Origin of the sequence: Enterococcus infantis (assembly GCF_049166715.1) — a bacterium.
Taxonomy (GTDB): domain Bacteria; phylum Bacillota; class Bacilli; order Lactobacillales; family Enterococcaceae; genus Enterococcus_C; species Enterococcus_C leclercqii.
In genome coordinates this window covers 484,000-497,693 of sequence record NZ_JBMHFB010000001.1, presented here as the reverse complement: position 1 = coordinate 497,693, position 13,694 = coordinate 484,000, and the positions used below count along the sequence as shown (strand labels likewise).

At 45.8% G+C, this 13,694-nt stretch carries 15 protein-coding genes; 7 read left to right on the top strand and 8 right to left on the bottom strand.

Annotation, left to right across the window (positions count from 1 at the left end; genetic code table 11):
* The first annotated feature begins 193 nt into the window (after nt 1–193).
* The 5 genes from ruvA (at nt 194) to ACOMA8_RS02160 (ending at nt 3,430) form a co-directional block, all read left to right on the top strand.
* Complete coding sequence (gene ruvA, locus ACOMA8_RS02180) at nt 194–802, top strand: Holliday junction branch migration protein RuvA (protein WP_421368114.1); 609 nt, start codon at nt 194–196, stop codon at nt 800–802.
* 44 nt (nt 803–846) lie between these two features.
* Complete coding sequence (ruvB, locus tag ACOMA8_RS02175; protein ID WP_161898604.1) at nt 847–1,854, top strand: Holliday junction branch migration DNA helicase RuvB; 1,008 nt, start codon at nt 847–849, stop codon at nt 1,852–1,854.
* Nucleotides 1,855–1,887: 33 nt separating this feature from the next.
* Entirely contained in the window at nt 1,888–2,460 is a 573-nt protein-coding gene (locus ACOMA8_RS02170) for a TetR/AcrR family transcriptional regulator C-terminal domain-containing protein (RefSeq protein ID WP_161898603.1), read from the top strand.
* A 4-nt stretch (nt 2,461–2,464) separates the two neighbouring features.
* Nucleotides 2,465–2,929: a low molecular weight protein-tyrosine-phosphatase gene (locus tag ACOMA8_RS02165; protein WP_421368111.1), complete on the top strand. Its 465-nt coding sequence runs from the start codon at nt 2,465–2,467 to the stop codon at nt 2,927–2,929.
* 96 nt (nt 2,930–3,025) lie between these two features.
* Nucleotides 3,026–3,430, top strand: coding sequence for a hypothetical protein (locus ACOMA8_RS02160; protein WP_161898601.1), 405 nt, complete (start codon nt 3,026–3,028; stop codon nt 3,428–3,430).
* An 899-nt stretch (nt 3,431–4,329) separates the two neighbouring features.
* Here ACOMA8_RS02160 and ypfJ read toward each other — a convergent pair.
* The 7 genes from ypfJ to ACOMA8_RS02125 form a co-directional block, all read right to left on the bottom strand.
* Nucleotides 4,330–5,241 carry a KPN_02809 family neutral zinc metallopeptidase gene (ypfJ, locus tag ACOMA8_RS02155; RefSeq protein WP_161898600.1) on the bottom strand — a complete coding sequence of 304 codons (912 nt, stop codon included), beginning with the start codon at nt 5,239–5,241 and terminating at the stop codon, nt 4,330–4,332.
* Nucleotides 5,242–5,259: 18 nt separating this feature from the next.
* Nucleotides 5,260–6,612 carry a helix-turn-helix domain-containing protein gene (locus ACOMA8_RS02150; protein WP_421368106.1) on the bottom strand — a complete coding sequence of 451 codons (1,353 nt, stop codon included), beginning with the start codon at nt 6,610–6,612 and terminating at the stop codon, nt 5,260–5,262.
* A gap of 254 nt (nt 6,613–6,866) precedes the next feature.
* Nucleotides 6,867–8,216 (bottom strand): branched-chain amino acid transport system II carrier protein, encoded by a 1,350-nt coding sequence (brnQ, locus tag ACOMA8_RS02145; RefSeq protein ID WP_421368103.1) that lies wholly within the window; start codon nt 8,214–8,216, stop codon nt 6,867–6,869.
* A 220-nt stretch (nt 8,217–8,436) separates the two neighbouring features.
* Entirely contained in the window at nt 8,437–8,943 is a 507-nt protein-coding gene (locus ACOMA8_RS02140; protein ID WP_421368100.1) for a MogA/MoaB family molybdenum cofactor biosynthesis protein, read from the bottom strand.
* Entirely contained in the window at nt 8,940–10,004 is a 1,065-nt protein-coding gene (locus ACOMA8_RS02135; protein ID WP_421368097.1) for a sulfate/molybdate ABC transporter ATP-binding protein, read from the bottom strand. The genes ACOMA8_RS02140 and ACOMA8_RS02135 overlap by 4 nt, the downstream gene beginning before the upstream one ends.
* Nucleotides 10,001–10,669, bottom strand: a complete 669-nt coding sequence (modB, locus tag ACOMA8_RS02130; RefSeq protein ID WP_421368094.1) for a molybdate ABC transporter permease subunit — start codon at nt 10,667–10,669, stop codon at nt 10,001–10,003. The genes ACOMA8_RS02135 and modB overlap by 4 nt, the downstream gene beginning before the upstream one ends.
* Nucleotides 10,670–10,683: 14 nt before the next feature.
* Nucleotides 10,684–11,670: a molybdopterin-binding protein gene (locus tag ACOMA8_RS02125; protein WP_237580397.1), complete on the bottom strand. Its 987-nt coding sequence runs from the start codon at nt 11,668–11,670 to the stop codon at nt 10,684–10,686.
* Nucleotides 11,671–11,981: 311 nt separating this feature from the next.
* Between ACOMA8_RS02125 and ACOMA8_RS02120 the strand changes: the two genes are divergently transcribed.
* Both ACOMA8_RS02120 and ACOMA8_RS02115 read left to right on the top strand, forming a co-directional pair.
* The gene (locus tag ACOMA8_RS02120; protein ID WP_421368090.1) at nt 11,982–12,797 is read left to right on the top strand and encodes a glycosyltransferase family 8 protein; all 816 of its coding nucleotides are present in this window, start codon (nt 11,982–11,984) and stop codon (nt 12,795–12,797) included.
* Nucleotides 12,798–12,928: 131 nt separating this feature from the next.
* Nucleotides 12,929–13,099: a hypothetical protein gene (locus ACOMA8_RS02115; protein ID WP_161898594.1), complete on the top strand. Its 171-nt coding sequence runs from the start codon at nt 12,929–12,931 to the stop codon at nt 13,097–13,099.
* A gap of 232 nt (nt 13,100–13,331) precedes the next feature.
* On the opposite strand, the gene ACOMA8_RS02110 is transcribed toward ACOMA8_RS02115, so the two are convergent.
* Nucleotides 13,332–13,646 (bottom strand): DsrE family protein, encoded by a 315-nt coding sequence (locus ACOMA8_RS02110; RefSeq protein WP_421368087.1) that lies wholly within the window; start codon nt 13,644–13,646, stop codon nt 13,332–13,334.
* Nucleotides 13,647–13,694: the final 48 nt, after the last annotated feature.

The window sequence follows — 13,694 nt, the reverse complement described above, 5'->3', positions numbered from 1 at the left end:
CTCAAAAAAGCAGTGTCCAATGGTGGACGCTGTTTTTTTAGTGAAGGAGAAACAGAATGAAGTGTGGCTAGGTAACGGCGGATAACTAGGTAAGCTTGACAGGTATCATCGGAATCGGAAACCAACGACGATTTGGTAGCCAATCAGAATTTGTGGTACAATATGGGGAACGTATGTACAGGAAGGAACGTCTATGTTTGAGTATATTATCGGTCGGCTAGTGGAAATCACACCGGCATATATTGTTTTAGAAAATAACGGAATTGGCTATCAAATTGCTATGGGTAATCCCTATCGCCTCAGCAGTAAGCTGGAAGAAGAGGTCAAGATTTACGTTCAGCAAGTGATTCGAGATGATGCCCATCTTCTCTACGGGTTTCGCCGCCCAGAAGAGAAATTACTCTTTTTACGCTTAATCAGCGTATCAGGGATTGGTCCTAAAAGTGGTCTGGCAATTATGGCAAATGAAGACCACACCGGCATGGTTCATGCCATCGAGTCTGGCAATGTCAATTACTTGGTGAAGTTTCCAGGAGTCGGTAAGAAGACGGCCCAGCAGATGATTTTGGACCTACAAGGAAAATTGGGTGAGTTCGCCGGTGAAGAGATGATGGTGGCAGGTGTGATGCTGCCTCGGGGAACGGAACCCGCCGATACCCCAATGGCTGAAGCATTGGCGGCATTGGAAGCGTTGGGTTATTCTGCCAAAGAAGTTAAACGAGTGGAAAAAGAATTGCAAAGCCAGCCGAAAGCCACCACTGACGAGTATTTGCGGGAAGCATTGAAGCTGATGATGAAATAACGAGAGACGTTGTATAAACTGTTATCTATTGAAAGGGGACCCTTATGACAGAAGAGCGGATCCTGTCGCCGGAAAACGCTGACGACAATGAACTTAATCTTGAAAAATCGTTGCGGCCCCAATACTTGGCCCAGTATATCGGCCAAGACAAGGCAAAAAATGAACTGACCATTTACATTGAAGCTGCCAAAAACCGAGAAGAAGCCTTAGACCATGTACTTTTATATGGGCCACCAGGTTTAGGGAAAACGACGATGGCAATGGTGATTGCCAACGAAATGCAGGTGGATATCCGCACGACAAGTGGTCCGGCAATCGAAAAACCTGGTGATTTGGTGGCAATCCTCAATGAGCTGCAACCGGGAGATGTGCTGTTTATCGACGAGATTCATCGCTTGCCGCGAGTAGCAGAAGAAATGTTGTATTCGGCGATGGAGGATTTTTATGTGGACATCATGGTGGGGACCGGCCCTACTGCCCATCCGGTTCATTTTCCGCTGCCGCCTTTTACACTGGTGGGGGCAACGACACGGGCGGGGATGCTATCCGCTCCTTTAAGGGATCGTTTTGGCATCGTGAGCCACCTGGAGTATTACGGTGACAAGGATTTACAGGAGATTGTTTTGCGTTCTGCTGATATTTTCAAAACTGAAATCGTAGAAGACGGGGCGCTGGAAATTGCGCGGCGCTCTCGTGGTACCCCGCGGATTGCCAATCGTCTATTAAAGCGGGTGCGGGATTTTGCTCAAGTTCGTTCTGATGGCGTGATTGATGGGCAGATTGCCGACCAAGCGCTAAAAATGCTGCAAGTGGATCAGGCGGGACTGGATTATGTGGACCAAAAGCTGATTCGCACGATGATCGAGCTATATGGTGGCGGACCGGTGGGCTTGTCCACGCTATCGGTAAATATTAGTGAAGAAACCGAAACTGTAGAGGATATGTACGAACCCTACTTGATCCAAAAGGGCTTTTTAAAACGAACGCCCCGCGGACGGATTGCCACGCAACTGGCATATGATCATTTTGGCTATCCTTACAGTCAAAGCTGACAAAACAAATCAATCAAATTCGAGGTGAAACCCATGGCAGAAGCAGGTCGAACAAAATCTGAGATTGCCAATGCATTTTTGACATTGGCGCAAACCAAGCCTGTCAACAAGATCTCTGTTCAGGAAATCGCCCATCAAGCAGGCATCAATCGACAGACCTTTTACTATCATTTTTCCGACAAAAGTGAGTTGCTGCGATGGTTTTATCAAGTCGATTCTCTCTGCTATTTGACGGCAGATGAACTCAGCCTGGAAAACTGGGAAGAGCAGGCCCGTAAAATGCTTGAAGCGATGAAAAATAAGGGCAGTTTTTATCAGGAAACAGTTGAAGCGCAACGGGACACCTTGACAGAAGAATTTGACAAGATACTAATCCGTCTTTTTCGCAAGCTCTTTGAAGACGTGGATCAAGAGGAGCTGTTATCTGACAGCGACAAAGAATTTTACAGCCGCTTTTTTACACACGGCTGCAGCGGAGTATTACTGGGCTGGATTCGTGGCGGGTACCAAGAAACGCCACTTGAAATCGCCACCCAATTGTTCCGGTTGGCTAAAGATATTGAATTCTTCGGGTCACGATTGTATCAGCAGGAAATGGAGGAATGAGTCCATGACAGTCAAGGTATTGTTCGTCTGTTTAGGCAACATCTGCCGTTCTCCAATGGCTGAAGGGCTGATGCGGCAATACGCTGACCGACATGGTCTGGAGCTGTTGGTTGACTCAGCTGCCACCAGTCGTTGGGAAGTTGGCAACCCGCCTCACCTTGGCACACAAAAGGTTTTGCGAGAAGCCGGTGTTGATTTCAGTCAGATGCGTGGGCGACAAATTACTAGTACTGATTTTTATAATTTTGATTTTATTATCGCTATGGATCATGACAATCTGGAGGATTTAAAGGCACTGGCTCCCACAGATGCAAAGGCAGTAATCGCAACTTATATGAGTGTCGTCCCAAAAATGCAGACACAACCGATTCCCGATCCCTGGTATACCGGTGATTTTGAAGAGACTCACCGCTTGATTGAGGCAGGACTGCCGTTTTGGGTCAAACGTTTTCAAAAGGCAGCGAAGTAGTTGCAGCTTTTCAAACAGATAATTATCAAAATATCTAAAAAATAAGTTGTTGAATGGCTAAAAATCGGATAAACTAACGAAAAAGGACGGTGGCAAATGGCCGATATTGAAGAGGAGCGTGGGCAGGTGAAGGAGAAAAAGAATCGACTGGCTCCTTTAGGGGAATTTTTTCTCAACACTTCCAATGCGTTATGGCACGGCCTTTTGAATGAACCGGATCAAAAGACACAACAAGATCGCATCTCAGAAGAAATGATCGAAAAACTACAGGTTGCCGCCGAAGAAAAAAGTATCGTTGTTCTCTTGGTGGAAAAGGCTTATGATCCCGCCCATTATGAGACCATCACTGGTTGGATCTCTTCAAAGGAAATCAATGGTCCGCTGATTCCGGTTAAACTACCGGCAGAATCAGCACCGATCCAGATGGTCCCTTTGGAACGGGTGAGGAAGATCAGCATTTTGGCTAAAAACGGTGTGAAGATCAGTGTCACCCGCGGTTAGTCTACGAAACCTTGTGTAAGTGCCGACAATCGTTCTGTTATCACCATCAAAAGCGAATACTTTCAAATGTGTTCAACAATGAAAAGACAAGTAACCTCTGGCACGTTGCCGTTAACGAACCGAAGTTACTTGTCTTTTGTGCGTGAAAATTTTTTATCAAGTGAACTGAGCGTCCTTCACTGTTTTCTTGGTATATTAGTTTGGACTGTTCAGGTGGTAATGAGGAGCTCAAGCTTTAAAAAAAGAGAAAGCCCGTCGATGGTCAGTCGACGGGCGGAGGAGAAAAATGAAAAAGTGTTAGGGTTGTTTGTTGGTATGTCTATATATTACCGAGAAGATTTGAAGAAACTATGATGGAAATGTTCAAAAAAGTCGAGGAAATCACTAAGGAAATCTTATTGTTCATTTGTAGCGCCTGCAGGTGTAAAAGAACAATATAGATAAGCCAAACAATGCTGGAAAGCAAAAAGAGGCCCGTCGATGGTCGGTCGACGGGCGGAGGAGAAAAATGAAAAAGTGTTAGGGTTGTTTGTTGGTATGTATATAATATAACCGGAAAATGTGAAGGAAATATGATTCAAATCATGTGAAAGTGTAAAGAATTCCTACGAAAGTATAAAGAGCTGGTGAGGCAGTTGTTTACGCGAGTATGAAGAGAAGCTGAAATAGCCGATATGAGAAACCAGTACAAAAAAACACCCACCAGTTGGAGGCTGGCGGGCTAAGGAGTTAAAAATGAAAAAGTGTTAGTTAGGGTTGTTTGTTGGTATACCTGTATAATAGACTACAAATGTGAATAATTTGTGAAAAACATTACTTAAGTTTTTAATTATTTTTAAAGCCGACTAATCAGCAGGAATCTGGGATTTTTGCTGATTAGTCGGCCTTTTAAGTAACACTTAGTTCAAGTCAAGAGAAGCTTCGGAAAAGGTATCGCCATGTTCCAAATCACCGTATTGGTAGCCTCGTTGGAACCAAGCCACCCGCTGAGATGAAGTGCCATGGGTGAAACTGTCGGGAACAACATACCCTTGGGCTTGTTTTTGCAATGTATCATCACCGATTTGATTGGCGGCGTAAATGGCTTCCTCAATATCACCAGCTTCCAAGATAGGCTTGCCGTTGTAGGTTTCGTTTGCCAAATACTTTGCAAAACAGCCTGCCAAATAGTCAGCTTGCAACTCGAGGCGAACGCTGTATTGATTGTATTCTTTTTCTGAAACACGCTGGCGAATGCGCGCCATCTGGTCGGAAATCCCCAACTCATATTGCACATGATGACCAACTTCGTGGGCGATTACATAGGCCATCGCAAAATCACCGGTGGCGCCGAAATTTTGCGCCAACTCCTCTTGAAAACTTAAATCGAGATAGACTTTTTGATCACCGGGACAATAGAAGGGACCAACAGCAGAATTGGCGGTTCCACAAGCTGAGCTGACACTGCCACTGTACAGGACTAAAGTTGGGTCTTGATAGGATTTGTCATAATCATCAAAGGTCTGATTCCAGTAATCCTCCAGGTGGGCAAAAACAACAGCAGCAAATTCCTTTTGCTCATCCGTTCCAGTCACCCGTTCAGTGGAGGGAGTTTGCTCAGTAAGCCTGCCATCTTCTGTACCATTCAGGAGAGAACCTAAATCACCGCCGGAAAAGACCAGGGACAAAATGACTAGCAAAATTAACCCGAGCCCGCCGCCACCAACTGCACCACCAGGAAACCTTGAGGGGCCACCGGAGCCACCGCTACCGGCAGATGCTCCCCGGCGGTCCTCTACATTTGAACTTTGACGTTCACCTTTCCAACGCATCCTTTGTCCCCCTTCTCTTTAGCGATTTTTCTCGGTAAAAAGCTTTCTGAGACGTTTGTATAGTGCCACCATTTGGGCTTCGTCTCCGGCGTGATCCCACAAAAATACTTCTTGATTGGGAAAACGCTTCTTCAGTAACAGCGAAGAGCTGATAGTTAAATCGTACTCGGTGCTCTTGTTGCTGTCAAAAGGTTCGGCTTGTACAAAGCGCAAATCTGACAAATAGCGGTAGAGATTTTTGACCAATAAGTAGTTATGTTCTAAAGCGACACCCACTTTGACTTTATCCGCATCTTTGGCCCAATCAAAATAAGGGATTAAGACCTGAGTAAATGAACGGGCCAGCAGCTGAATGGTGGTAGCATTGACAAAGCCGCTGAATTCGCTGCGTTGGCCAGCGTTAGTAAACCAGGCCTCGCTTTTTTCTTCAATCTGTTTCAAATTACGGACGCTCTCTCCAGGACTGGTTACCATCTGCTGAATTGTTGGATATGGATGGTGCAGTACATAATAGCCAAAACTGATATTGATCAGATTTCCCAAAATCATCGGATGATCCAGAATTTCAGGATTTTCAGAAAAGAATTCTTGTTTGGCAAAGGCCAAGTATTCCTTAGCCAGCAGATAAACAGAATTCGGCCGATCAGCAAAGTCGTAGTAGTCATTGTCTCTCATTAAAAAATCATAGGCTTTGTCGTATTTTACGAAGTTGTCTTTTTTGATGCGCATGTAAAAAATGGCAGCGAAGAATTTTAGTTCGTGACGACCCACATAGGTGCGAGACAGTGGGAAATAAGCAGAAAAACCTTCAACTAAGTCGTCTGCAATTTTTTCATCCATGGCAAAAGGCCATTCGATTCCGCGAACTCCCAGCCATACAATATTGAACAGTGCCAAGCGGGCGACCCGTTCATCTCCTACCAGGCCGGCTTCTGTATAAGTAAAGCGCAGGCCAAATTGTTTCAGGTACCGTTTTAGTTTGTCAATCTTACGGGAGACAGTCGAGCGGCTGGAGAAGAATTTGACACAGAAGTCATCGATTGTCGGTTTCTCTTCATTCAAAAAGTAGAGGATGAATTGAAATGGAACGGAAGACTGCAACAGCTGGTAGCGATATTCGTCGATGGTGCAGGAAAGATTTTGAGAATCAATTTTACCGGCCCCCACTAAAATTGACTGATGGTCAGGGTTCATAGCAGCCATTTCTTTATCGATTTCTGTCAAATCGATGACGGTCTGTTGGTAATTCAGATCCATGTCAGTAGCAATTTGGGCGATGGGGTAAGCAGCACTTCCCAGAAACATGATTTTTTTAAACAGTTTGAACTTCAGCAACGTGGATGAATCCATCAATAATTCTTCGTATAACATAAAAAAATACCCTCCATTCGATTACTCTCTGGCCACATTGTAATCATTTTTCTATAAATTGTCAGTTGAAAACAGAATTTTGACAAAAAGAGACAGCCCTCAATATGCTGATTTAACGCATAAAGAACGGCTGTCGTCATATTTTAGGTCGGTTTTTCGAAAAAAATGACAATTAAATTTTTTTATTTTTTGACCATTTTAGCGAAATCGGTAAACAAGGCCACGGCGACGGTGAGCAGTCGCCGTAAAAGGGATTAATCACGGGAAGGTTTCACTACAAACGTCCAGATGATTCCCACCACAAAACCGATACCAGCCGGCAGAACCCAACCCATGCCAATATCAAATAAAGGCAAGAAGCGAGCGGCGGTTTCAATAATGGTATCAACTGCTGTTGTATTCCGCAAGGCAGCAGGCGCAGCATTGAGACCATCACAGACAGCGGCAATCAACGTAAAGTAGGTGGTCATACGATAGACCCCCGCCCGATGTTTAAACAACGGACTCAGCAAGGCTAAGAGAATCAGGGTGATTGCCAACGGATAGATGAACATCAGAACCGGGGTGGAAAATTCGATGATTCGCGTCAATCCTACATTGGCAAATAGGCAAGGCAGGATGCTGGCAATCGCAACAAAGAGCTGGTAGCTGCGCTCGGGAAACAGCTCCACGAAGGTTTCCGCAAAGGCGCTGATCAATCCGATGGCAGTCTTCAGACAGGCGATAATCACGATCAAAGCTAATAAAATGCTGCCGCCAGTCCCCAAATAATAGCGAGCGATTTGAGCCAGTGCAACCCCACCGTTTTCGCTGATGGGAAATTTGCCGAGACTCATTGCCCCCATATAAGAGAGCAAGGTGTAGATGATTCCCATCAAAACAATGCTGACAGAACCGGATTTTATGGTATCCATGGCGATGGCGCTGGGCTTAGTGACTCCCATATTTTTGATGGTAGTGACAATGATAATTCCAAAAGCCAATGAAGCCAGCGCATCCAGCGTATTGTACCCCTGCGTGAAGCCGGTGATAAAGGTATCTTGCTGATAGGCCGGTTGGATAGCGGCTTGAGAAACGGTACCCAGCGGTTTGAAAAAGGCAAAAGCCAGCAAGATCCCCAGCAATATCAAAAAGACCGGATTCAGAAATTTCCCGACATAAGCCAATAGCTTTGTCGGTTTACGAGATAAGCCCCATGCACATAAAAAGAAGGCGAAGCTGAACAGTGCTAGCCACAGGGGATGATCTTCTTGGGGTAAAAAGGGTGCTAAGCCGATTTCAAAGGACGTGGTCGCCAGCCGTGGCAAGGCAAAAAAAGGACCAATCACCAGATAAAGCAGAATGGTAAAAATAAAAGCATAGGATTTGTTCACCCGAGTCGCCAGGTCATACAAACCATTGCTGCGGGAAACACCGATTGCGACGACGCCGAGAAACGGCAGGCCAATTCCTGTGACGAGAAAGCCGAGGTTGGCCATGAAAATATTGCTGCCAGCTTCTTGACCCATATGAACTGGGAAAATTAGATTTCCGGCACCGAAAAATAAGCCGAAGAGCATCGAACCGATAAATAAGTAGTCTTTGAATTGTAATTTCTTTTCCATAGTGTTTTCTCCTGAGATCGTAGAATACAGGTATAAAAATAACAGAAAATTTAAACAAATACAACGATTTTCGAAGGGAGGGCAGCGATTTTGTCGGTAAGACAGCGATAAGTCTGCCTGCTTACGACGAGGAAACACAAAAACACCGCAAAAATCGTGAGACGGATGATTTTGCGGTGCCTGTTTTTAGTTGGTGAAATGACTGCATTTGGAAAAAAAGTTAATGGTGATGATCTGTCTCCATATCTGCCCCTCTGAGAAGGCCCAGAGCATGGGGGAGCTGATCCAACAGGTATTCAAGGGATTCACGAACTGCTTTGGGGCTCCCGGGCAGATTGATAATCAGCGTTTGGTTGCGAATCACACTGACACCACGGCTGAGCATCCCTCGTTTAGTAATCTGCAGACTGTTGTAACGCAATGCTTCGGCAATTCCCGGCACGAGGCGCTGAGCGATACTCAAGGTTGCTTCGGGCATTTGATCACGAGGGGCCAGGCCGGTACCGCCAGTAGTGAGGATGAGATCAACAGCAAATCGATCAGCTAAACTGGCCATTTCTGCTGCTAAAACGGCTTGATCATCGGGCAAAATATTTTGATAAGTGACGGAAAACTCTGGCGCAGCGGCTAAGATTTCAACGATAGCGGGCCCGCTGAGATCAGGCCGACTGCCAGCTGCACTGCGGTCACTGGCGGTCAAGACGGCGACGCGATAAGGATTAGTCATGATTCTTGCCTCCTGGAAAAATTGTCTTGTGGATCACTTTGCAACAGTTGAACAGCGGCTGTTGGCACATGGAGAACACCTGAAAAAGCAGTGCGCTTTTTCTCCTTTGGTAATTTCCACCACAGGGGTACTTCACCATCATTTGGCTGGCAGAGGATTCGCCATTCAAAAGGAGTCTCGGTTTGATCCAAAATCTTAGCTTTAAAGCAGTTTTCAGCATTTAAATCAAAAGCTTCTTCAAAAAAATGGGCACGAATACCGACATAGCGAATAGCCGATGTCACGGGTTGGGGAACAGTCAAGGAAAAATCCCAATCCAGAGCCAGTAAATGGTGGTCGTCTAATCGTTCCACGCGGGAAAAATTTTTGCAGCCGGTAAGCTTAGAAGTAGCTAAATAGCGGGGATGATCAAAAATCTGTTTGAGCTTGCCATGTTCGATGCTGCGCCCGCGATTTAAGATTACCAAGTCCTCACACAGACGATATGCTTCGTTGCGGTTGTGGGTCACGAGGATTGCTTCACCTGGGTAATCCTGCAGGAAAGACTTCATCTCCAGTTCGACTTTTTCTTTCAAAAAGGTATCCAGTGCTGAAAAAGGCTCATCTAGTAATAGAATTTCGGGATCAGAAGCCAGTAAGCGCGCCAGTGCCACCCGCTGCTGTTGCCCGCCAGACAACTGCTCACCATATTGTTCTGCAATCTCCGTCAATTCAAATTTGTGCAGCAGTGCCTCGACTCGCTGCCGGTCTTTTTTCTGCAACACGCAAGCAATATTTTGGCGTACGGTGAAGTTGGGAAATAACGCATAGTTTTGGAATAGATAACCCACCCGCCGTTTTTGGGGTGGCAGATTGATTTTTTTCTGCTTATCAAAAAGGGTACGGCCATTGACCCGAATGTAACCTTCGTCAGGTGTTTCAATACCAGCAATGCATTTTAAAATCATGCTTTTTCCGGATCCGGATGCCCCTAAAAGCGCTGTCTGCTGAGAAACAGAAGTGAAAGAAAAATCCAGCGTGTATTCTTTGAGTTTTTTCTTGATGGCAATCTCAATCGTCATCCTCGCACCCCCTTTCCAGAGCGTTTAGTAAAGTAGTTCATAAGAACCACCACAACAAATGAGAAGACAACGATAATCGCTACTTCCCGATAGGCATCCTCCATCCGTCCGGCAGCAACCGCTGAGTAGATGGACAATGGCAAGGTTCGGGTCTTACCGGCGATATTCCCGGCAATCATGGCAGTGGCACCGAACTCTCCCAGTCCGCGGGCAAAGGCCAAAATACCTCCTGACAAGATTCCCGGAGCCGCTAAAGGCAATTGAACGCGAAAGAAGATGTACCACTCGGATAGTCCCAAAGTTCGTCCGGCATCGAGATAATCTCTGTCTACTTGCTCCAACGCGCCACGAGCAGAGCGGTACATCAAAGGAAATGAAACCACGGTAGCCGCTAAGACAGTAGCTCCCCAAGAAAAAGCAATCTTCCATGAAAAAAAGTCCAGAAAAAAGCGGCCAACGGGACGATTGACTCCGAAAATGTACAGCAAAAAGAAGCCGGCAACAGTTGGCGGCAAGACCAGGGGCAATGTCAACAGACCGTCAAAAATCATGCGGACACCGGGGCGTTTGATGGAATTGACTCCTTTGGCTGCCAAAAGACCCAGAAAAAAGGTAAGAATCCCGGCGACAGCCGCCGTTTTCATGGATAAAAGCAGTGGTGACATATCCGAACCTCCCGTTACAATAAGCCGCCGCAGCCAAGCTCGGCGATGTCTTCTTTGGTCACTGTGATATCTGCCATGATCCGAGGTAAAATCAAATCAAAAACAGTCTGCGGTGCAAAAATCACGGCGCCAGGCAACCCCATAATCGCCGCACCGGTTTTGCCGTAAGCCAGTGCAAACATCGCTCCCGGTAAAACCGGTGTTCCATAAGAGACCAGCTGTGCTGCTGCGTCTTTGATGGCACCTGGTGTCAAATCATCGGCATCTACGCTCATTCCGCCAGTGCACAAGATGATATCGGCACCGGCAGCTTCGGCGTCTTTGATGGCTGCCACAATCGCTGCTTTTTGGTCATCGACAAGCTTATGGAAGATGATTTCAGTGGGGAAGTCAGCCAATTTCTGCCGTAAAACAGGTTCAAATCCGTCTTTAATTCGACCGGAAAAGACTTCACTACCGGTAGTGACGATGGCGACTTTTTTCGGGGTGAAAGGATGCAACGTCAATAGCGGAGGTTGACTGCCAACTGCAGCTGTCAGAGCAGTCATCTGCGCTTCTTCAATGTACAGGGGAATCACCCGCATGCCGGCAGCTGTCTCACCTGCGTGTAATCGAGAAAAATCAGCTTTCGTGGCAATCATCATCGCACCGAAGCGGTTGACTTGAAACAGTCGTTTACGATCGACGGTTAATAAGCCCTCCTTTTGGGCAACGGCTTCAATCTTCCCTTCTTTAATCTCGCTGGGTGCCAGATAATCGTTTGCACACAAGGCATACAACAGGCGGGCAGCCTCTTCTTCATGAAGCATCCCCGGCTGTGCTTCTTCGACATAAAGATGGACTTTTCCCATGGACAGCAAGACCGGAATATCTTCTTTGGTTACCAGGTGTCCTTTGCGAAAACGGGGGCCTTTTTTTTCGCCGGGAATGATTTGGGTCAGATCCTGGCACAGCCGGGAGCCAACCGCGTCTTCAACGTTTACGATTTTCACTTTTATCATCTGCTTTCCTGTTTTGCGCCCATTAAATCATCGATCTAAAGGACAGTTTTCTTCTTTTAAGAGTAGCACGTTATCTAAAAAAAAGACAGCGCTTCCTTATAAAAAATCTGGTTAACTGAAAAAATGTCAGGTGCAGGAAAAGTCCCAATTTGGCTGAATAAAAAACGCTGATACAGCTAGTAAAAAGGAGGCTGAGAACGAGTGGAACGAATCGCCGCTGTGGTGAAATCTAATTGATTTTGCTAAACTGTGTTACAAAGTCATATTGGGAAACACCCCCGCCGAATTGATCAAAAAGGAGCGATCCGCTGATGCACCACAATCTACTTTTTTCTATCAATGATAATTTTTCTACGCAACTGGTGACGACCCTGTATTCTATCCGTGAAAATTCTTCGTTTTCTGAGCTGTCCGTCTACGTGATGCAGCAGCAGCCGTTGAAACAAAACGACAAAATCGCTGAAGCTTGTCATCAACTGGGGATAAACTATCATCCGGTAGTGGTGGGCCCTCAGTTATTTAAGGACAGCCCCACGACGGATCGTTACCCGGAAACCATTTATTATCGTCTGCTGGCTCAAGAATTTTTGCCGGCGGAGTTGGAACGAATCTTGTATCTGGATGCGGATATTTTGTGTATCAATGATCTGCGGCCGCTGTTGGAGCTAAAGATGGGGGAGGCACCTTATGCGGCAGCTAGCCATTCTCAACTGACGGAAATGGCGAATGTCATCAATAAGGTGCGACTACAAAACTATGAAGCGGAAAGCTACTTTAATTCCGGTGTGTTGCTGATGAATCTACCCCAGATTCGCCCTTTGGTTTCACGGCAGGCCATCTTTGAATTCATCGAAAAGAATCGTTTTCAGCTGTTTTTGCCAGATCAGGACGTGTTGAACGGATTGTACGGCGAGCGGATTTTACCCTTGCCAGATCAGCTGTATAATTTTGATGTCCGCAAAAAGATGGTGTATGAGACGATCAGTCGGGGACAATGGGATCTGGATTGGGTTGTCGCTCATACGGTATTGTTGCATTTTTGTGGTCGAGATAAGCCGTGGCAGTCGGATTACAGTGGCCGCTTCGGTGCACTGTACAAACACTACCAACATCGCAGCCCAAAATAGCTTTTACGAGTGAAAAGCTCAAAAAATGCGAATATTTTTCGAAAATTCTGCGAAAACCTTATGGAAGCTATTTACAAGGGAACCTCGTCATGATATAACCCTCAAAAAGGAAACAAAGAGGTGGACAGCTTATGGAAAAATCAGAGCTGCAAAAAGGGATTACTTACGAGGCAAAAGTAGTAGGGGGCACAGCCAAGGAAAAGGTCAAGATTGTGACCATCCTGGAGAAGACCTGCACAGTAGAGCTGGAGGCAAGTGGCGAGATTGCATTAGCAAAAATTTGCGATATCAGTGACTGCTGACAATTGGCGTGAAAAAGCAATTGATGAAAATTGAATAGCAATAGCAGACAAAGGGTCTGTGACAATAGTTGAGTCACCGTCCTGTGAAGCGAACAATACCAAACGTGAGCCACAATGAAAAGAGAAGTCACTTCCATTAAAAATAGTGGAAGTGACTTCTCTTTTCATTTCGTTGTTAAAAATTTCAAAGGCTCACTAATCTTTTTTAGCGGCTATTTTGAGTAAAAGCGGCTTAGGGTTTGATATAAGCATACCCTCGATGCTGGAGTTTGACGAGATCCAAGACACCGGCAGGAACAATTTCAACATTTGCCGGTAAATCTTCCGGGGAAATTCCAAAAGCCTGCATGGCATTGTGGCAGGCGTGAAACTCCACTTGATCTTCTCCTAGCAAGGCGGCATTGGCTGGATCTAAATAACCTTTGATGGCCGCACCATTTACTAAAAGGATAATTTTGATGTTTTCAGCGGCGGCTCTTAAATTGCGGATATTTTTACCGGCTTCGGACCATTTGTTTTCTTCATCGACATGAAAAACGACTTTCATAGGCTCACTCCTCTTAATAGAGCTGCTCAAAAATAGATGAGTAGCAGT